Origin of the sequence: Bradyrhizobium altum (genome assembly GCF_020889705.1) — a bacterium.
GTDB classification, from domain to species: Bacteria; Pseudomonadota; Alphaproteobacteria; order Rhizobiales; family Xanthobacteraceae; genus Bradyrhizobium; species Bradyrhizobium altum.
In genome coordinates, this window is sequence record NZ_JACMYP010000192.1 from 1 (window position 1) to 17,459 (window position 17,459).

At 65.3% G+C, this 17,459-nt stretch carries 14 protein-coding genes and 1 pseudogene; 2 read left to right on the top strand and 13 right to left on the bottom strand.

Annotation, left to right across the window (positions count from 1 at the left end):
- Window positions 1-2,504: DUF2339 domain-containing protein (locus H8B02_RS33705; protein WP_229170184.1), on the top strand; the 2,504-nt coding region annotated here is incomplete at its 5' end.
- A 28-nt stretch (window positions 2,505-2,532) separates the two neighbouring features.
- On the opposite strand, the gene H8B02_RS33710 is transcribed toward H8B02_RS33705, so the two are convergent.
- The 8 genes and pseudogenes from H8B02_RS33710 to H8B02_RS33745 form a co-directional block, all read right to left on the bottom strand.
- A complete protein-coding gene (locus tag H8B02_RS33710; RefSeq protein WP_050403167.1) occupies window positions 2,533-2,766 on the bottom strand; it encodes a DUF6894 family protein in 234 nt (77 codons plus the stop codon).
- 237 nt (window positions 2,767-3,003) lie between these two features.
- Window positions 3,004-3,582 carry a hypothetical protein gene (locus tag H8B02_RS33715; protein ID WP_229170185.1) on the bottom strand — a complete coding sequence of 193 codons (579 nt, stop codon included), beginning with the start codon at window positions 3,580-3,582 and terminating at the stop codon, window positions 3,004-3,006.
- A 186-nt stretch (window positions 3,583-3,768) separates the two neighbouring features.
- Window positions 3,769-4,754, bottom strand: a pseudogene (gene acuI, locus H8B02_RS33720) (acrylyl-CoA reductase (NADPH)).
- 45 nt (window positions 4,755-4,799) lie between these two features.
- A complete protein-coding gene (locus tag H8B02_RS33725; RefSeq protein ID WP_229170186.1) occupies window positions 4,800-6,044 on the bottom strand; it encodes an MFS transporter in 1,245 nt (414 codons plus the stop codon).
- 190 nt (window positions 6,045-6,234) lie between these two features.
- Entirely contained in the window at window positions 6,235-7,716 is a 1,482-nt protein-coding gene (locus tag H8B02_RS33730; RefSeq protein WP_229170187.1) for a cell wall hydrolase, read from the bottom strand.
- Between the two features lie 123 nt (window positions 7,717-7,839).
- Window positions 7,840-7,998 (bottom strand): hypothetical protein, encoded by a 159-nt coding sequence (locus tag H8B02_RS33735; RefSeq protein ID WP_229170188.1) that lies wholly within the window; start codon window positions 7,996-7,998, stop codon window positions 7,840-7,842.
- 120 nt (window positions 7,999-8,118) lie between these two features.
- Window positions 8,119-11,022 carry a pyruvate, phosphate dikinase gene (ppdK, locus tag H8B02_RS33740; RefSeq protein WP_229170189.1) on the bottom strand — a complete coding sequence of 968 codons (2,904 nt, stop codon included), beginning with the start codon at window positions 11,020-11,022 and terminating at the stop codon, window positions 8,119-8,121.
- Window positions 11,023-11,113: 91 nt separating this feature from the next.
- The gene (locus H8B02_RS33745) at window positions 11,114-11,269 is read right to left on the bottom strand and encodes a DUF3096 domain-containing protein (protein WP_076865695.1); all 156 of its coding nucleotides are present in this window, start codon (window positions 11,267-11,269) and stop codon (window positions 11,114-11,116) included.
- A 234-nt stretch (window positions 11,270-11,503) separates the two neighbouring features.
- On the opposite strand from H8B02_RS33745, the gene H8B02_RS33750 reads away from it, so the two are divergent.
- Window positions 11,504-11,863: a DUF1236 domain-containing protein gene (locus tag H8B02_RS33750; protein WP_095735922.1), complete on the top strand. Its 360-nt coding sequence runs from the start codon at window positions 11,504-11,506 to the stop codon at window positions 11,861-11,863.
- A gap of 150 nt (window positions 11,864-12,013) precedes the next feature.
- Here the strand turns inward: H8B02_RS33750 and H8B02_RS33755 are convergent, their stop codons facing one another.
- The 5 genes from H8B02_RS33755 to H8B02_RS33775 all read right to left on the bottom strand — a co-directional run bounded on the left by H8B02_RS33755 (window position 12,014) and on the right by H8B02_RS33775 (window position 17,266).
- Window positions 12,014-13,114 (bottom strand): hypothetical protein, encoded by a 1,101-nt coding sequence (locus H8B02_RS33755; protein ID WP_229170190.1) that lies wholly within the window; start codon window positions 13,112-13,114, stop codon window positions 12,014-12,016.
- 98 nt (window positions 13,115-13,212) lie between these two features.
- Window positions 13,213-13,623, bottom strand: coding sequence for a GFA family protein (locus H8B02_RS33760; protein ID WP_312001458.1), 411 nt, complete (start codon window positions 13,621-13,623; stop codon window positions 13,213-13,215).
- A complete protein-coding gene (locus tag H8B02_RS33765) occupies window positions 13,623-14,216 on the bottom strand; it encodes a class I SAM-dependent methyltransferase (protein WP_229170191.1) in 594 nt (197 codons plus the stop codon). The genes H8B02_RS33760 and H8B02_RS33765 overlap by 1 nt, the downstream gene beginning before the upstream one ends.
- 3 nt (window positions 14,217-14,219) lie before the next feature.
- Complete coding sequence (glyS, locus tag H8B02_RS33770; RefSeq protein WP_229170192.1) at window positions 14,220-16,319, bottom strand: glycine--tRNA ligase subunit beta; 2,100 nt, start codon at window positions 16,317-16,319, stop codon at window positions 14,220-14,222.
- On the bottom strand, window positions 16,319-17,266 hold the full coding sequence (locus tag H8B02_RS33775) for a glycine--tRNA ligase subunit alpha (protein ID WP_229170193.1): 948 nt from the start codon (window positions 17,264-17,266) through the stop codon (window positions 16,319-16,321). Before H8B02_RS33775 ends, glyS begins: the two co-directional genes overlap by 1 nt.
- Between the last annotated feature and the right edge of the window lie 193 nt (window positions 17,267-17,459).

Sequence of the window (17,459 nt, forward strand, 5' to 3'; positions counted from 1 at the left end):
CTCCCATCGCGCCGCCGCCGCTCCCGGAGGCAGCTGTGAGCCAGCCGGATGCGCGCGCAGAGGCAGCCGCGGACGCAGCAAGCGCTGCCCCACCGCCGCTACCAGAACTGCCCGCCCCGCCGCCCCCGGCGCCCGGCTTCGAGGAGACGCTCGGCACGCGGTGGGTGGTGTGGATCGGCGGCCTGACGCTCGCGCTCGGCGGCTTCTTCATGGTGCGCTATTCGATCGAGGCCGGGCTGCTCGGCCCCGGCGTGCGCACGTTGCTCGGCGGATTGTTTGCATTGGCGCTGCTCGGCGCCGGTGAGTGGACACGGCGCAAGGATAGCATCTCCAACATCGCGGCACTGCCGGTCGCCAACATTCCGGCGATCCTCACCGCGGCCGGCACCGCCGTGGCGTTTGCCACCGTTTATGCCGCCTATGCGCTGTACGACTTCCTCGCGCCGGCAACCGCCTTCATCCTGCTCGGCATGGTCGCGCTCGGCACGCTCGCGGCCGCGCTGCTGCACGGACCTGCGCTGGCCGGGCTCGGCATCGTCGGCGCCTTCGTCACCCCGATCCTGGTCTCGTCCGACAAGCCGGACTTCTGGTCGCTCTACATTTATCTTGCCATCGTCACCGCGGCGGCGTTCGGCCTCGCGCGCATCCGGCTGTGGCGCTGGCTTGCGGTCACGACCATCGCCTTCGCGCTGCTATGGACCTTCCCCTGCCTGCAATGCGGGCCGGAGATGATCGCGCCGCACGTCTTCCACGTCATCGCGGGCTTCGTGCTGGCGGCGCTGCTCGTGGTCTGCGGCTTCATGTTCGGCCCAGACGGCGATGGCGAGGAGATCGAGCCGATCTCGTCCGGCTCGCTCGCGGCCTATCTGTTTGGCGCGATGCTGATCGTGCTCAACAGCGCCCACGCCGACAGCGCGATGATCGGCTTCGCACTGCTGACAGCGGGAAGCCTTGTCGTGGCCTGGCGCGCGCCCGCCGCTGCCGGCGCGATCGCCGCCGCGTCGGTCTTCGTCTTCATCGTGTTCGGCGAGTGGGCCGTGCGCCGCAACGTCGACATGCTGGTGCTGCCGGGCGGCGCGATCCGGGGCATCGGCCCGTCCGCGACCGACGGCTCGGTCTCGCTGCATCTCGTCACCGCCGCGCTGTTCGCGGCCGCCTTCGGCATCGCCGGCTTCTTCGCACAACTGCGTTTTGCCACCACGAAGATCACGGTGACCTGGGCCGCGGCAGCCGTGTTCACGCCGGTCGCGCTGCTGATCGCACTCTATGCACGTATCGCGCATCTCGATCGCTCGATCCCGTTCGCGATCCTCGCCGTGCTGCTCGCAGCCGCCTACGCCGCCGCGACCGAAGCGCTGAGCCGGCGCGGCGAGCGGCCGGAGCTGTCGCCTTCGATCGCATTGTCGGCGACCGGCGCCCTCGCCTCGCTGGCGCTGGCGCTGACCTTCGCACTCGACAAGGGCTGGCTCACCATCGCGCTGGCGCTGGTGTCGATGGGCACGGCATGGCTGTCGGTGCAGCGGCCGATCCCGTTCCTGCGCTGGCTCGCCGCGATCCTGGCCGGCATCGTGGTGCTGCGCATCGGCTACGAGCCGCGCATCGCGGGCGATGCCGTCGGCACCACGCCGATCTTCAACTGGCTGCTGTGGGGCTATGGCGTTCCCGCGCTGTCGTTCTGGGCGGGAAGTCATTTCCTGCGCCGCAACGGCGGCGACGTCCCGCTGCGCATGGTCGAATCCGCCGCGATCCTGTTCACGGTGCTGCTCGCCTTCATGGAGATCCGACACGCGGTCAATAGCGGCGACGTCTATCGCGACAGCGCCGGACTGACCGAGGTCGCGTTGCAGGTCGGCGTGACGCTTGCGATGGCGATCGGGCTGGAGCGGCTGCGGCTGCGCAGCGGCAGCATCGTCCACAATGTCGGCGCGGTGCTGCTGACCGCGTTCGCCGGGCTTGCCAGCCTGTTCGGGCTGCTGGGACTGGAGAACCCGATGCTGTGGTGGCAGGATATCGGCGGCAGCTTCATCAATCTGCTGCTGCTCGGCTATGCATTGCCGGCCGTGCTGGCGCTGCTGTTGTCCTATGCGGTGGCGGGGCATCGTCCCGCAAGCTACGCCAACACGATCGCCGCTGGCGCGCTGGTGCTTGCGCTCGCTTACGTCACGTTCGAAATCCGCAGGCTCTATCACGGACCGGTGCTGACGCGCGGCGAGACCACGGGTGCGGAGCAATACACCTATTCGATCGCCTGGCTGATGTTCGGCGTCGTGCTGCTCGGCATCGGCATCGTCGTCAACTCGCAGCGGGCACGGCTCGCCTCCGCTGCAGTGATCGGGCTGACGATCCTGAAAGCGTTCCTGGTCGACATGTCGACGCTCACGGGAGTCTACCGGGCGCTGTCGTTCATGTGCCTTGGCATCGTGCTGGTCGCGATCGGCTGGCTGTATCAGCGGATCCTGTTCCGCAGGCGGGCCGCTCCGCCGGTCCCGCAGGCTGGGGCCTGAAGCTTGTTGTCCTGAACGGCGAAAAGCCTCAGTCGACGGATTCGGCAACCAGCCGAATCCTGAACACGGGCTTGCGGCTCTCGTCGAGCAGCTCCATGTGCCATTCGCTGTCTTGCTTCATGTTGCGCGAAATGCTGCCAAGGAAATTACCGCAGACCTTGGTCATCTCGGCCCAGGCCACGTCACGGCTCTCGAACTCCGTCGCGTGGTCGGACGCACCAGCGTAATCGCCATCACTGATACGGAAAAAATACTGCGCCATATGACTACTCAAATCGGTGCCCTCGTCATCCCGCCTGTCGGCGAACGCTAGGCTATTGAGTAGCTATCAACGCGTGGCGACCGCCATCCGTATGACTACGGCTTGGCGTTATTCCCGCTAGCGCGCAGATGAGACGTCAGAGCGTTTTCGAGCGAAGTGGATACCGGTTCGCGTGAAGAAAACGCGTCAAAACAAGAATCTAGAGCCCCGTTCCGATTCAAGCGGAACGGATAGGCTCTATTCGGTGGAACGGCGCAATTCCGGCGCGCTCTCGACCTTGGCGGGCTCGGCCTTGACCGGCTCGAGCTTCGCGCTTCCGACCTGCGGTGTCTCGACGCGCGACACTTCGGTCGGCGAGGCATCCGCGGATCGGGTGCGCGGGTGCAGCGAACGCGGACGCGCCACCGCGCGTGCCATCAGCATCTGCTGGCCGCCCTGGTGATGGAAATCGCAGTAGGCGAAGCCCATGCCGGAGACCGAGCCGCGGAACGTGCGGTCGTCCTGCTTGTCGAGATTGAAGCACGGTTCGAACGGAATGCCCTTCAGCGACGCGCACACGCTCTGACCGCGGATTTGCAGCGTATTGCCGGGCAGCCGCACGTGGCGGATCGGTCCGGAGCCGGAGAACTGGATCGAGCCTGTGGCGCCCAGATCATCGAGGATACGGCCGGCGCCGCGGGTGCCGTCGAAACAGGTGAAGGCGAACACTTTGCCGGCGACGAATTTGCGGGCCTCATCGGCGTTCATCATGCCTGCGAATGCCGGCACGACCATTGCTCCGGCCGTGACGGCCCCCAACACCAAACGCGCAAGCATGAGCTACTCCACTTACGAGCGCGGGCACCCGCTCCTTGTTGAGCATGATCCCCGCACCAACGCTTCTCGACGTCTGCGCGAGGAAACCCGGCCCCCCGGGATCATGCTGCAAGTCTCTTTACCCGCTGCTTACCATACCAACCGTGGCAACATTGGAGCAGCTTGGTTGGTAAAGTCTGAACGTCCTCAGACTATTTTTACCACGATCCGGCCGCGGACCTGGCCATCGAGGATTTTCGCACCATACCCCATGACGTCGTCCAAGGCGATTTCATGAGTGATATCAGCCAGTTTTGCCTTATCCAGATCGCTGGCAAGGCGGCGCCAGGCGGTCCTGCGGAGCTCGATCGGGCACATCACGGAATCGATGCCGAGAAGGCACACACCCCGCAAAATGAAGGGCGCGACCGATGACGGCAGGTCCATGCCGGCCGCCAGGCCGCAGGCCGCGATGGCGCCGCCATACCTGGTCATCGAAAGCAGATTGGCGAGCGTGGTCGACCCGACGCTGTCGACGCCGCCGGCCCAGCGCTCCTTCGCAAGCGCCTTGGGGGCACCCGACAGCTCGGCGCGATCGATCACCTCGTGGCACCGAGACCTTTGAGATAGTCGGCCTCCGACATCCGCCCGGTCGAAGCGATGACGTGATAGCCGAGCTTCGACAGCACGGCGATCGCGACCGAGCCGACGCCGCCGGCGGCACCCGTCACCACCACCGGGCCGCTCTTCGGCGTGAGACCGTGCTTCTCGAGCGCCAGCACCGAGAGCATCGCGGTATAGCCGGCGGTGCCGACCGCCATCGCATCGCGGGCCGAAATGCCGTCCGGCAGCCGCACCAGCCAGTCGCCCTTGACGCGGGCCTTTTCGGCATAGGCGCCGAGATGGGTCTCGCCCATGCCCCAGCCGTTGCAGACAACCTTGTCGCCCGCCTTCCAGGCGGGATGGCTGGATTGCTCGACCGTACCAGCGAAATCGATGCCGGCGATCATCGGGAAACGGCGCACCACCGGCGCCTTGCCGGTCAGCGCCAGGCCGTCCTTGTAGTTCAGCGTCGACCATTCGACGCGGACGGTGACGTCGCCGTCCATCAATTCCGCGTCGTCGAATTGGGTCAGTGCGGCGGTGGTACCCTTGTCCGCCTTGTCGATCCTGATTGCCTTGAACGTTGCCACGATGAGCACTCCCCGTAATCTTGGTTTCGGGGAGTGTTTAACCCATCAGGCGGGCTGCGCAACCGGGCGCGCGACCGGCTTTTCGACGATCGGCAAGTTGATCAGCGCCGACAGCACGCCGAACAGCACCGACAGCCACCAGATCGGCGTGTAGGAACCATACTGCTCGAACACAACGCCGCCGAGCCAGACCCCGAGGAAGCCGCCCACCTGATGGCTGACGAAGGCGAAGCCATACAGGGTGGAGAACCAGCGGGTGCCGAACATCAGCGCGACCAGCGCCGAGGTCGGGGGCACGCTCGACAGCCACAGCAGCCCCGAGACCGCGCCGAATGCGATCGCCGAGAACGGCGTCACCGGGAACGAGATGAAGGCGACGGTCGCCAGCGCGCGCGAAAAGTAGATCACCGAGAGCAAATAGCGCTTCGGAAAGAAGTTCTGCAGCCAGCCGACGCTGAGCGAGCCCACGATGTTGAACAGGCCGATCGCCGCAACCACCCAACCGCCGGTGGTCGCCGGAATGCCGCGGTCGGCCAGATAGGCCGGCAGATGGATGGTGATGAAGGCAAGCTGGAAGCCGCAGGTGAAGAAACCGAGCACCAGCAGCACATAGGAGCGATGGCCGAAGGCTTCGGCAAGCGCGGTCTTGAACGACTGCTGGTCGGCGGCCGGCACCTCGCCGGTCTTGGCGGGTGGCGTCACGAGCGCGAGCGAGAGCGGCACGATCAACAGCATCAGCGCGCTGAACACGACGAGCGCGGTCTGCCAGCCTAAATTGTCGATCATCGCAACGCCAAACGGCGCGAACAGGAACTGGCCGAACGAACCGGCGGCGGTGCCAGCCCCCAGCGCGATGCCGCGCTTCTCCGGCGGCAACAGCTTGCTGAACGCCGCCAGCACCAGATTGAACGACGAGCCCGACAGGCCGAAGCCGATCAGCACGCCGGCGCTGATGTCGAGCGACAATGAGGTGGTCGAGTAACGCATCAGCAGCAGGCCGGCGGCGTACAGCAAGGCGCCGACGACCATGACGCGCAGCAGGCCGAAGCGATCGGCAATGGCGCCTGCGATCGGCTGGCCGAGACCCCACAACAGGTTCTGCAGCGCGATGGCAAGGCCGAACACGTCGCGGCCCCAGGCGAATTCGCGGCCCATCGGCTGCACGAAAAAGCCGAGGCTGGAGCGCGGGCCGAAACTCAGCAGCGCGATCGCACAGCCGCAGACGATGATGACGAGCGGCGTGCGCCAGGTGCCGGACGTCGGTCGAAGATCCCCGGTGCTAACCGCCATGTTGTCTTCCCCCCGCAACTGCTGCGGGGGAACCGCCCCGCGAAACATTACCCGGAATTAATGCATCTGCATGAAAACCCCAAGAGGCGGCGGAGAAAAATATTCGCTCGCAAGGCAGCTCTGCAGAATCCGAGAGGATGACGAGCGTCATTCCGGGGCATGGCGAACCTGGAGTGGAAGGCTGGAGGCGCTATCGCTTGGCGCTGGCCTGCTCGGCCGAGCTCTGGGCGGCTTCGGCGAGTTGCGCCGAGATCTTGGCGGTCTCGGCCGGATTGCCCCAGCTCGGTGCGTCGCTGCCGTCGCCCCAGGCGCGCGGGCGATAGAAGGTGTGGACGCCGAACTTGTACGTCTTCTTCATTTCGCTGACCCAGGACGGCCGCACCCAATAGGCGTGGTAGTGGGTCGAGCGATCGACTTCCGGCAGCCACAATTTGCCGTCGAGGATCGCCTTCGAGATCTTCTTGGCGCGGTCCCACATCTCGGGCTCGCGGACCACGTCGGGGATGTTGTCGCAGGCGAAGGTGAACTGGCAGGCGTAGTGGCGATTCTTGTTCTGGTAGACCACGCCGCACACGGTCTCCGGATATTTGCCGGAGAAAGCGCGGTTCAGCACCACCTGGGCGACTGCGATCTGGCCCCGCACCGCTTCGCCGCGTGCTTCGAAATAGACCGCCTCGGCGAGGCACTTCTCCGACTTGGCGCGCGATTTCTCGTCGAACAGGCCGAGCCGTTCCGCCGGCGTCTTGGTGTGCTGGTCGTCGGCGTTGACCTCGCCTTTCGGCGCGATGCTCTCGCCCATCTCGCCGGCCTTGACCGGGCCGTCGGCATCGACCGGCAGTGACGCCATCACCTTCAGGTCGGGATCGGGCTGCGCTGCCGGCGCCACGACGACCGGCGCCTCGCCGGGCTGCCAGCGCTCGAGATTCTCGGGCGTGCCGAGCGACGAGCCGAAGAACAGGCTGGCGGTCTTGAATGCAAACGGGTCGCGCGCATGCGTTGCATCGGCAGGCGGCGCAGCGGCAGGCTTTGCGGGCACCGGCTTCAGATCATCGAGCGGGCTGGCCTCGAGCGACATCGACACGTCGTATTGCTGCGGCGACGGCTTCACATATTGCGGCAGCGGTGGCGCCCGCAGCGCCTCCTGCAATTCGGGATCGAGCGGCGCGTTGTCGGCCGGCGCGGTCGCGGTCTTCATGCCCTTGACCGACGAATTCGATGTCGCGGGATCCTCGTTCGCCGGCGCCGTGTTCGCGGGCTGTGCAGGATCGACCTGGTCAGGCCGTCCGACGACGAGACGATCGCCCTTCAGGGTACGATCGACCTTGGGAAAATCGGATGCCTGGTAGCGCGGCGGCGGCGCCGCGATCGGATTGCGTGTCACCGTGCCGGTGATGTCGGCGCTCGGACTGTCCAGCCTTGCGAGCAGGATTTGCGGATCCTGTGGCGCGGAAGTTCCGATCGGACGGCCGAAGCTGTAGGTCGCGACCTGGATAGAGCCGACCGCGGAGGCGAAGACGCGCTTCTGCCAGCGCTCGGCAACGCCGGGTTGCCGGGCCAAAAGCGACGCAATATCCTGATATCCGAGCTCGGTCGGCATCAATGCGAAGATGCCAAGACCGAGACCGAAGAGCGCAAGACGTGCGCCCTTCGGCTGGTTAGGCGACACAAACATCGTACGCTCACGCAACGCTTACTGAGTGCAATCGAACGCGGTACATCCGCGCAATTCGACCTTTCTCGTTGCTAACTTGTTTAGGTTGCCGCGGAGTTAATCAGCGTTGCACGCGCGCTACACTCAAGCGATCGCACGTGCGACGCGCGTCGCATCACGCGTCTTGGTAAATGCGCGGCGCATGAAAGTCGTAAACAACGGGTCAATGAGAATGGTGAATAGAGTGTTGCGCGCGCCGCAGGATTCCGACGCGTAGGATGGGTGGAGCGCAGCGATACCCATCATCTCTCCACGCGGAGGCAATTGATGGATATCGCTTCGCTCCACCCATCCTACGAACCCCGATAAGCAAATGGCCGGGACCTGGTCCCGGCCATCGCACTCTCTGGACTGATTGATCGCTTACGCCTGGCTCGCGATCTCCTTGCCGAGCGCGGCCTGGGCAGCAGCGAGACGCGCGATCGGCACGCGATAGGGCGAGCACGAGACGTAATCGAGCCCGACCTCGTGGCAGAACGCGACCGACGCAGGATCGCCGCCATGCTCGCCGCAGATGCCGACCTTGAGGTTCGGCCGTGTCTTACGGCCCCGCGTCACGCCGATCCTGACCAACTCGCCGACGCCGTCGCGATCGACCGAGATGAACGGATCGATCTCGAGGATGCCCTTGGCGACATAGGTGCCAAGGAAGCTCGCGGCGTCGTCGCGGCTGATGCCGTAGGTGGTCTGCGTCAGGTCGTTGGTGCCGAAGGAGAAGAACTCCGCCGTCTCCGCCACCTCGCCCGCCATCAGGCAGGCGCGCGGCAGCTCGATCATGGTGCCGACCTGGTAGGTCAGCTTGACGCCGGTTTCCTTCATCACCGCGTTGGCCATCGCATCGATCCGCGCCTTGACCAGATCGAACTCGGCCTTGGTCGCGATCAGCGGCACCATCACCTCGAGTCCGACCGGCTTGCCGGTGCGCTTGCCGGCTTCGACCGCCGCCTCGAAGATCGCGCGCGACTGCATCTCGGCGATCTCGGGATAGGCGATCGCGAGACGGCAGCCGCGGAAGCCGAGCATCGGGTTGAACTCGGACAGTTCGCGGGCGCGGTCGGCGAGCTTGCGCGGATCCGTGTTCATGGCGCGCGCCACTTCCTCGATCTCGGCCTGGGTGTGCGGCAGGAACTCGTGCAGCGGCGGATCGAGCAAGCGGATCGTGACGGGCAGGCCCTTCATGATCTCGAACAGCTCGACGAAGTCGGCGCGCTGCATCGGCAACAGCTTCGACAGCGCAGCGCGGCGCGACTGCTCATCCTCGGAGAGGATCATCTCGCGCACGGTGCGGATGCGGGTCTCCTCGAAGAACATGTGCTCGGTGCGGCAGAGGCCGATGCCTTCGGCGCCGAACTTCACCGCGGTGCGCGCATCGTCGGGCGTGTCGCCGTTGACGCGGACGCCGAGCTTGCGGACCTCGTCGGCCCAGCCCATCAGCGTGCCGAACTCGCCCGACAGTTCCGGCTCGATCATCGGCATGCGGCCGGCCAGCACCTGTCCGACCGAGCCGTCGATAGTGATGACGTCGCCGGTCTTGAAGGTGCGCGAGCCGATGCTCATGGTGCCGCGGCCGTAATCGACACGAATGGTGCCGCAGCCGGAGACGCAGGGCTTGCCCATGCCGCGCGCGACCACCGCAGCATGCGACGTCATGCCGCCGCGGGTGGTCAGGATGCCTTCCGCGGCGTGCATGCCGTGGATGTCTTCCGGGCTGGTCTCGATGCGGACCAGGATCACCTTGCGTCCGTCGGCCTGCAGCTTGGCGGCTTCGTCGGACGAGAACACGATCTCGCCCGAGGCAGCGCCAGGTGACGCCGGCAGGCCGGTCGCGATCACGTCGCGCTTGGCGGCCGGATCGATGGTCGGGTGCAGCAGCTGGTCCAGCGAAGCCGGATCGATCCGCGTCACCGCGTCCTTGCGCGAGATCAGGCCTTCATTGGCGAGTTCGACCGCGATGCGCAGCGCCGCCTTGGCGGTGCGCTTGCCGCCGCGGGTCTGCAGCATCCACAGTTTGCCCTGCTCGACCGTGAACTCCATGTCCTGCATGTCGCGGTAGTGCTTCTCGAGCAGCGTGTAGATCCGCGTCAGCTCCTTGAACGCGGCCGGCATCGCGGCTTCCATCGACAGCTTGTCGGAGCCGGATTCCTGGCGCGCCTCTTCGGTGATGTCCTGCGGCGTGCGGATGCCGGCGACGACGTCCTCGCCCTGCGCGTTGATCAGGAACTCGCCGTACAGCTTGCTCTCGCCGGTCGAGGGGTTGCGGGTGAAGGCGACACCGGTCGCCGACGTCTCGCCCATGTTGCCGAACACCATCGCCTGCACGTTGACCGCGGTGCCCCAGGATTCCGGGATGTCGTGCAGCTTGCGGTAGGTCACCGCGCGCGCGTTCATCCAGGATGAGAACACGGCACCAATCGCGCCCCACAGCTGGTCGTGCGGATCCTGCGGGAAGTCGTGGCCGGTCTCCTTGGCGACCGCCTCCTTGTACTTGCCGACCAGTTCGACCCAGTCGTCGCCGGTGAGGTCGGTGTCGAGCGAATAGCCCTGGCCGTCCTTGAAGGTGTCGAGGATGTCCTCGAAATGATGATGTTCGAAGCCGAGCACCACGTCCGAATACATCGTGATGAAGCGGCGATAGCTGTCATAGGCGAAGCGGCGATCGCCGGAGAGCTCGGCAAGCGCTTCGACCGTGCGGTCGTTGAGGCCGAGATTGAGCACGGTGTCCATCATGCCCGGCATCGAGGCGCGCGCGCCCGAGCGGACCGACACCAGCAGCGGGTTCTTGGCATCGCCGAAGGTCTTGCCGGTCAGCTTGCCGACATAGTCGAGCGCCTTCTCGACCTGTGCTTTCAACTCCTTCGGATAGGTCTTGTCGTGATCGTAGAAATAGGTGCAGACCGAGGTCGGGAGGGTGAAGCCGGGAGGCACCGGAAGGCCGAGATTGGCCATTTCCGCGAGGTTGGCGCCCTTGCCGCCGAGCAGATCGCGCAGGGTCGCCTGGCCCTCGGCCTTCCCGTCGCCGAACGTATAGACCCACTTGCCGGCCTTGATCGCTGGCGGAGCCGCCTTTTTTGCAGCGGTGACGGCCTTTACCGGCGCCTTGCTGGCGGGCTTTGCAGCCGGCTTCGCGGTCGATTTGGCGGCCGGCTTCGGCGCGCTCTTCTTCAGCGCCTTGCGCGCCGGCGCGGCCTTCCGGGCCGGTGCCGAGGACTTTGATTTCGCTGCGGTTTTCTCGGCAGTTTTCTTGGACTTCGCGACGGCTTTGGCCATGTCAGACAACAATCCGAAAAGAGGGGTCGAAGATGCGCGCCTTACACCATTTTGGGGGGTTCCGCGCAAGCCGCGAAACCCCGCTTTCCCGCTACAGGTGCAGCCAGCGCAGCAGGCCCATTCCGACGAGGCCGACGAAGATCAGGTAGATCGCGACGATGTAGTTGAGGAGCCGCGGCATGATCAGGATCAGGACGCCTGCAACCAGAGCCACGATGGCAGGCAGATGCCCAGCGGTGATGGTCATTGAAGTTTTCTCCGGCAGTTTTTGGAGGAGCGAATCGAGCGGCAGTTTATCCGCTGAGGGGGTTCCCACATCAAGACGTCTGCACGGCCCGAGAGTTCCCGCAACTCACGAAAATTGCTCCAAATTGCCGCGTATGTGGCAGCGGTTTTTCCGGAACATCACCGCAGCCGATGCATTGGCCCGTCGTGCGCATCGACGAAGGCCGGCGCGCATCGAAAAAGAATGGAGCGAGCCATGCGAAACAGAATACTTGCCGTTGCAGCGGTTGCTGCTGCGATCACGGTGCCGGCTGTTGCCGCACAGGCCCAGACCGTCGGCGTTGTCCGCGGTGGCCCGCCGGTTGCAGTCGAGGATGACGAGGGCATTGCCGTCGAACAGCGCCCGGCATTCCGCGAATACATCGTGCGCGAGCGCGTGCCGAACTACACCGTTCCGGATCGCGTCGTGGTCGGCACCGTGCTGCCGGATGCCGGCGTAACTTATTACGACGTGCCGCAACGGTTCGGCGCGACGCCCTATCGCTACACCGTCGTGAATGGCGAGACCGTTCTGGTCGAGCCGCGTTCGCGGCGGATCGTTCAGGTCGTCGAGTAGCTCAACTCAGCACGATCGCCTGAACGAACAGTCCGGGCGCCGCGCAAGCGGATGTGCGCGCAGTTCGACCGGACCAGAAAGCCCCGCCCGGCCTCCCCTCCGGGCGGGGCTCTTCTGTTGTCACGTGATGAATTCTGATGTCGTCCCGGCTTACGATTTCAGGATCGAGAGCAGCGTCGAGGTCGACTTGTAGCTCTTGATCGCGGCGTCCTGGAAATCCTGCGTCCAGTTGGCCGCCTGGCGTTCCTCCGCGCTCATCGAGGAATATTGCTTGAGGATGCCGAGGCTGAACTGGCGCGGATCGCCGGCGGACTGGCTCTGCTTCAGCGCATCGAGCACGGCAAGGCGGGTCCGCGTGTTGAGTTCCTGCTTGGCCGCGAAGATCTCCTCGCCTGAAAACTTCTTGTCCTGGTTCAGTGAGATCGCCGACAGCGAGCGGTTGTCGAGCGAGGACAGGTCGGCGAGTTGCCCGGTCTTGCGGCGGGAATCGTACACCAGTTCCTTGCCGCCCTTCGCCGCCTCGCTCTTCTGCCGATCGAGGAAGGCGCGCGCATCGCTCGCCACGCTGCCGAAGTCGCGCGGCTTGCCCGTCGTGGGCGATGTGGTTCCCGCCAGCGCGGCCGCGATCGGATCGCCTGGAATTCCCGCCGGCGCCTTGTTCGGATCCTGCTGCGTCGCCTGAACACCCTTCAGCACCGCGGCGCGCTGGCTGGCCCAGGTTGCGGTTGCCTTTTCCTCATCGCTGGCGCCGTCGAGATAGTCGAGCGCGGACTTGTAGCTGACGCTGTAGTCGCCGGTCAGGCGGGTGGTCGCAAGCGACGGCGCTAAGGCCTTGTCGAAGCGCTGCTTCAGTTCGGTGGCGGCGACCGCCTGCTCGTCCGGCGTGAACTTGCCGCCATTGTTGGTCGAGATCGGAAACAGCGAGCGGCGATCCAGGGTCGAGAGATCGATCGTGGACTTGCCGTCGACGATCGGCTTCTTCACCCCCGCGACCGTGTAGAGCCGGTCGAGCGTGACGCGCGCGTCGTTGGTGACGGTCGCGAAATCCGGCAGCGGCGCTTTGGCGAGCTGCGCGCGGGCGGCGTCCGACAGCGTGAGGTTGGTTGCAGCGCTCGATGTCGCGGACGCCGACAGGTCGCCGGCGCTGCCGTCGCCTGACAAGGTCGCCGCCAGCGAGGGCGTCGCCGCGGCCCGCGCATAGGCCGAGCCATATTGGGCGTAGGGATTGGGCGTGGTGCCGATCGAGGTCATCGGGGAGGTCCCTGCATTGGCGCGAGGGGCGATTTCTTAAGAAATCGTTGACTCGCCAGGACCCTCGCAGGGCATGGTTAATAAATTGCAAATTGTGTCTAAATATTTCCGGCAGGCCGGATCAGCCGCGATCGCTCACCTGTCCACGACCCAGGTATGACGGTGCTGCGTGAAGACCGACTGCGACGGCGCGGGAAAATCCGGGTCCGCGAAGGCACCGACCGCAACCGCGATGAGCTCCGCGCGCGGCGGGGCTCCCAGTAGACCGTCGTCCCGCAATCCGGACAGAAGTGAAACAGCACGGCAGAGCCGCTGTCTCCGACGCGGCTATACTCCCGCGTCTCACCGTGCGGCTCGACGTCGGCGCGCTGGAAGAAGGCCGCGACGCCGTAGGTGCTGCCCGTTCGCTTCTGGCACTCCAGACAATGGCACAGCGATACCCTGCCGGGCTCGCGGTGACAGGTCACGCGAAGCTGTCCGCAGGCGCATGTCGCAAGCCGCGTCATCATCACCTCCTCTTGCTGGCGACCAACCGATGAATCCGTTTGCCGGAGGAGACGCTGACCGGCTCTTCATCAAGCAACAATTGTGCTGCGCCGAGCTCGGCCCGCACCTGCGCCGCATCGAATGCCGCGTAGAGCCGGCCGTGGGCATCGCGCAGATCATCTCCGGTGGTGACGCGCCAGCTCAGATAGAGCACACCGCCGGGCTTCACGAGTTCGAACATGCGACGGACCGACGGCGCGATCAGCGCATGATCGAGATGCATGATCACGGTCTCGCACAGCACATTGTCGAAACTGTCGGCCGCGATGCCGGATAGCTCGGGCAATTCGGCGCGCATCAAGCGTAGCGCCGGATAGCGGGTGCGAGCTTCCGCGAGCAGGCCCTCGGAGGCATCAAAACCTTCGGCCGGGAAGCCGTTGGCGTTCAGCCACGCCACTTCGCGGCCGCTGCCGCAACCGATATCGGCGGTCGCGCCGCCCTTGATGAAGAAGCGCGAAACAATCTCGTGCAGATCGACCGGGGCCGGCTGGTCGTGCCAGTCCTGCGCAAACGCCGCCGCTTCCTTGTCGTAAGCAGCGAGCGTTGCGGGGTCCATCGATCAGCCTTCGATCCTGGAGAAGTCCGCCACCGCACGCGTCGCGGCGCGGATCTCGTTGAGCAGCTTCAAGCGGTTTTCGCGCACCTTGGGGTCATCGTCGTTGACCTTGACCTTGTCGAAGAACGCATCGACCGCCGGACGCAGTTTTGCCATCGCGCTCATCGCACCGGCGAAGTCTTCCTTGGCGACGGCTGCGGAGGCCTCGGCCTTCACCTGGTCGATCGCCGCGGCCAGCGCCTTCTCTTCGTCGAGCTTGTAGAGCGCCGCATCAGGCGCGCCATCAAACGTACGCTTGTCCTTCTTCTCCTCGATCGCGAGGATGTTGCTGGCGCGTTTGGTGCCCGCGAGCAGGTTCTTGCCGTCGTCGCTGTCGAGGAATTTGCCGAGCGCCTCGACGCGGCGAACCACGAGCAGCAGATCGTCCTGGCCGCCGAGCGAAAACACGGCATCGACCAGATCGTGACGCGCGCCCTGGTCGCGGAGCTGGACCTTCAGGCGGTCGGCGAAGAAGGCTAGCAGATCGTTCGGCAATGTTTCGGCATCAGCCTTGACCGACAGTCCGAGCAATGCGGATTTGGCTGCCTTCAGGATCGGCAGGCGCAACGTGTTCTCGATGATCAACCTGATCACACCCAACGCGGCACGACGCAGCGCGTAGGGGTCCTTCGAACCCGTCGGCTTCTCGTCGATCGCCCAGAACCCCGCCAGCGTATCCAGCTTGTCAGCCAGCGCGACGGCGACGCTCACCGGATCGGTCGGCACGCGATCGGTCGGACCCTGCGGCTTCCAGTGCTCCTCGCTCGCGGCGGCCACGGAGGCATCCTCGCCCTGCGCCAGCGCGTAGTACTTGCCCATCAGGCCCTGCAATTCGGGGAATTCGCCGACCACTTCGGTCAGCAAATCCGCCTTGGCGAGGCGCGCGGCACGCTTGGTCTTCTCGACATCGGCGCCGACCAGCGGCGCGATCTCGGCGGCGAGCTGCTCGATCCGTTTGATGCGCTCCGCCTGGGTGCCGAGCTTCTCGTGAAACACGATCTGCTCGAACTTCGGCAGCCGGTCCTCGAGCCTGGTCTTCAGATCGGTCTCGTAGAAGAACTTCGCGTCACTCAGCCGCGGGCGGATCACGCGCTCGTTGCCGGCGACGATGGTCTTGCCGCCGTCGGGGGCCTCGATATTGGCGGTCAGCACGAACTTGTTGGTCAACTTGTCCGTCTTGGGATCCTTGACCACGAAGCATTTCTGGTTGTTGCGGATGGTGGCGCGGATCACTTCATCCGGGATCGACAAAAATTCCTTCTCGAACGATCCCATCATCACGACCGGCCATTCGACGAGGCCGGAGACCTCGTCGAGCAGCACCTGGTCCTCGACCAGTTCGAGGCTCTGCGCGAAAGCCAATTCCTTGGCGTCCTCGAGGATGATGTCCTTGCGGGCCTGCGGATCGAGGATCACCTTGGCGGCCTTCAGCTTGGCCTCGTAATCCTCGAAGCGGCGCACTGAGATCGCACCCGGCGCCATGAAGCGATGGCCGTAGGTGGTCTGCCCGGCCTCGATGCCATCGACCGCGAACTTGACGATGTCGGGCTCCTCGGTCTCCAGACCGAAGGTCGCGGTGATGGCGTGCAGCGGGCGCACCCAGGTCAGCGAGCCTGACTTGGCCGAACGCGCGCCCCAGCGCATCGATTTCGGCCAGGGGAAGGTGCGGATGATCACCGGGATCATTTCCGCGATCACGTCGATCGCGGCGCGGCCGGGCTTTTCGATCAGCGCGATGTAGAAATCGCCCTTCTTCGGGTCGGTCTGGATTTTTGCCTCGCTGATCGAGGTGAGACCCGTGGCCTTCAAAAATCCCTGGATCGCGGGCTCGGGTCCGCCGACGCGCGGGCCGCGACGCTCGTCCTTCAGGTCGGGCTGGCGCGCGGGAATGCCGTGCACGGTGAGCGCCAGGCGGCGCGGGGTCGCGAATGCCTTGGCGCCTTCATAGACGAGGCCCTCGGCGACGAGCTTGTCGGTCACCATGCGGCGCAGATCGTCCGCCGCCTTCGCCTGCATGCGCGCGGGAATTTCTTCGGAGAACAGTTCGAGGAGGAGCTCGGGCATCAGACCGCCCTGCCCGTTTCAGTGTGGATCCATGCCTCGCCGCAGGCCTTGGCCAGATCGCGCACCCGGCCGATGTAGCTCTGCCGCTCCGTCACCGAGATGACGCCGCGGGCGTCGAGCAGGTTGAACACGTGGCTCGCCTTGATGCACTGGTCATAGGCCGGCAAGGCCATCAGATGTTCCTTTTGATTGCCACCCAAGGTCTTAGAATCTTGCCAGCCGGCGGCGAGATATTTGCGGCAGGCCTCTTCCGCCATCCTGAACTGCTCGAACAGCATCGCGGTGTCGGCGTATTCGAAATTGTGCCGCGAATATTCCTGCTCGGCCTGCAGGAAGACGTCGCCATAGGTGACCTTCTCGGCGCCCTCGCGGCCGTTGAAGTTGAGGTCGTAGACGCGGTCGACGCCCTGCACATACATCGCCAGCCGCTCGAGCCCGTAGGTGAGCTCGCCCGCGACCGGCGCGCATTCGACGCCGGCGACCTGCTGGAAGTAGGTGAACTGGCTGACTTCCATGCCGTCGCACCAGCATTCCCAGCCCAAGCCCCAGGCGCCGAGCGTCGGGCTCTCCCAGTCGTCCTCGACGAAGCGGATGTCATGGACGGCGGCGTCGATGCCGATCGCGGCCAGCGACTTCAGGTACAGGTCCTGAAGGTTCGGCGGCGACGGCTTCATGATCACCTGGAACTGGTAGTAGTGCTGCATCCGGTTGGGATTTTCGCCATAGCGGCCGTCCTTCGGCCGCCGCGAGGGCTGCACATAGGCCGCGTTCCAGGGCTTTGGCCCCAGCGCGCGCAGCGTGGTCGCGGGATGGAAGGTGCCGGCGCCCATTTCCATGTCGTAGGGCTGCAGGATGACGCAACCCTGCTCGGCCCAGAATCGCTGGAGAGCCAGGATGAAGCCCTGGAACGAACGTTCCGGGCGCATGTGGTCAGGCAGGGCGTCCATCGTCGGTACAGGTCTCGCGAGGGGGTTTTGAAGCGCGCGGGACCGTATCGGCGGCAGCCAATGGAATCAAGGCGATGGGGGATGTTTCTGCCACCCCGCCCCGCTTGCGGGGAGAGGTCGAAATCCGCGCAACGCGCGGATTTCGGGTGAGGGGGACTCTCCGCACACTCTCGTCTTTCGAGTTCGCGGAAAC

Excerpts from the sequence above, each read along its gene's own strand:
- ppdK (WP_229170189.1), bottom strand. The coding sequence starts at position 11,022 with ATGGCCAAAGCCGTCGCGAAGTCCAAGAAAACTGCCGAGAAAACCGCA.
- H8B02_RS33715 (WP_229170185.1), bottom strand. The coding sequence starts at position 3,582 with ATGCTTGCGCGTTTGGTGTTGGGGGCCGTCACGGCCGGAGCAATGGTC.
- H8B02_RS33765 (WP_229170191.1), bottom strand. The coding sequence starts at position 14,216 with ATGGACCCCGCAACGCTCGCTGCTTACGACAAGGAAGCGGCGGCGTTT.
- H8B02_RS33755 (WP_229170190.1), bottom strand. The coding sequence starts at position 13,114 with ATGACCTCGATCGGCACCACGCCCAATCCCTACGCCCAATATGGCTCG.
- glyS (WP_229170192.1), bottom strand. The coding sequence starts at position 16,319 with ATGCCCGAGCTCCTCCTCGAACTGTTCTCCGAAGAAATTCCCGCGCGC.
- H8B02_RS33775 (WP_229170193.1), bottom strand. The coding sequence starts at position 17,266 with ATGGACGCCCTGCCTGACCACATGCGCCCGGAACGTTCGTTCCAGGGC.
- H8B02_RS33730 (WP_229170187.1), bottom strand. The coding sequence starts at position 7,716 with ATGTTTGTGTCGCCTAACCAGCCGAAGGGCGCACGTCTTGCGCTCTTC.
- H8B02_RS33710 (WP_050403167.1), bottom strand. The coding sequence starts at position 2,766 with ATGGCGCAGTATTTTTTCCGTATCAGTGATGGCGATTACGCTGGTGCG.
- H8B02_RS33745 (WP_076865695.1), bottom strand. The coding sequence starts at position 11,269 with ATGACCATCACCGCTGGGCATCTGCCTGCCATCGTGGCTCTGGTTGCA.
- H8B02_RS33735 (WP_229170188.1), bottom strand. The coding sequence starts at position 7,998 with ATGGGTATCGCTGCGCTCCACCCATCCTACGCGTCGGAATCCTGCGGC.
- H8B02_RS33750 (WP_095735922.1), top strand. The coding sequence starts at position 11,504 with ATGCGAAACAGAATACTTGCCGTTGCAGCGGTTGCTGCTGCGATCACG.
- H8B02_RS33760 (WP_312001458.1), bottom strand. The coding sequence starts at position 13,623 with ATGATGACGCGGCTTGCGACATGCGCCTGCGGACAGCTTCGCGTGACC.
- H8B02_RS33725 (WP_229170186.1), bottom strand. The coding sequence starts at position 6,044 with ATGGCGGTTAGCACCGGGGATCTTCGACCGACGTCCGGCACCTGGCGC.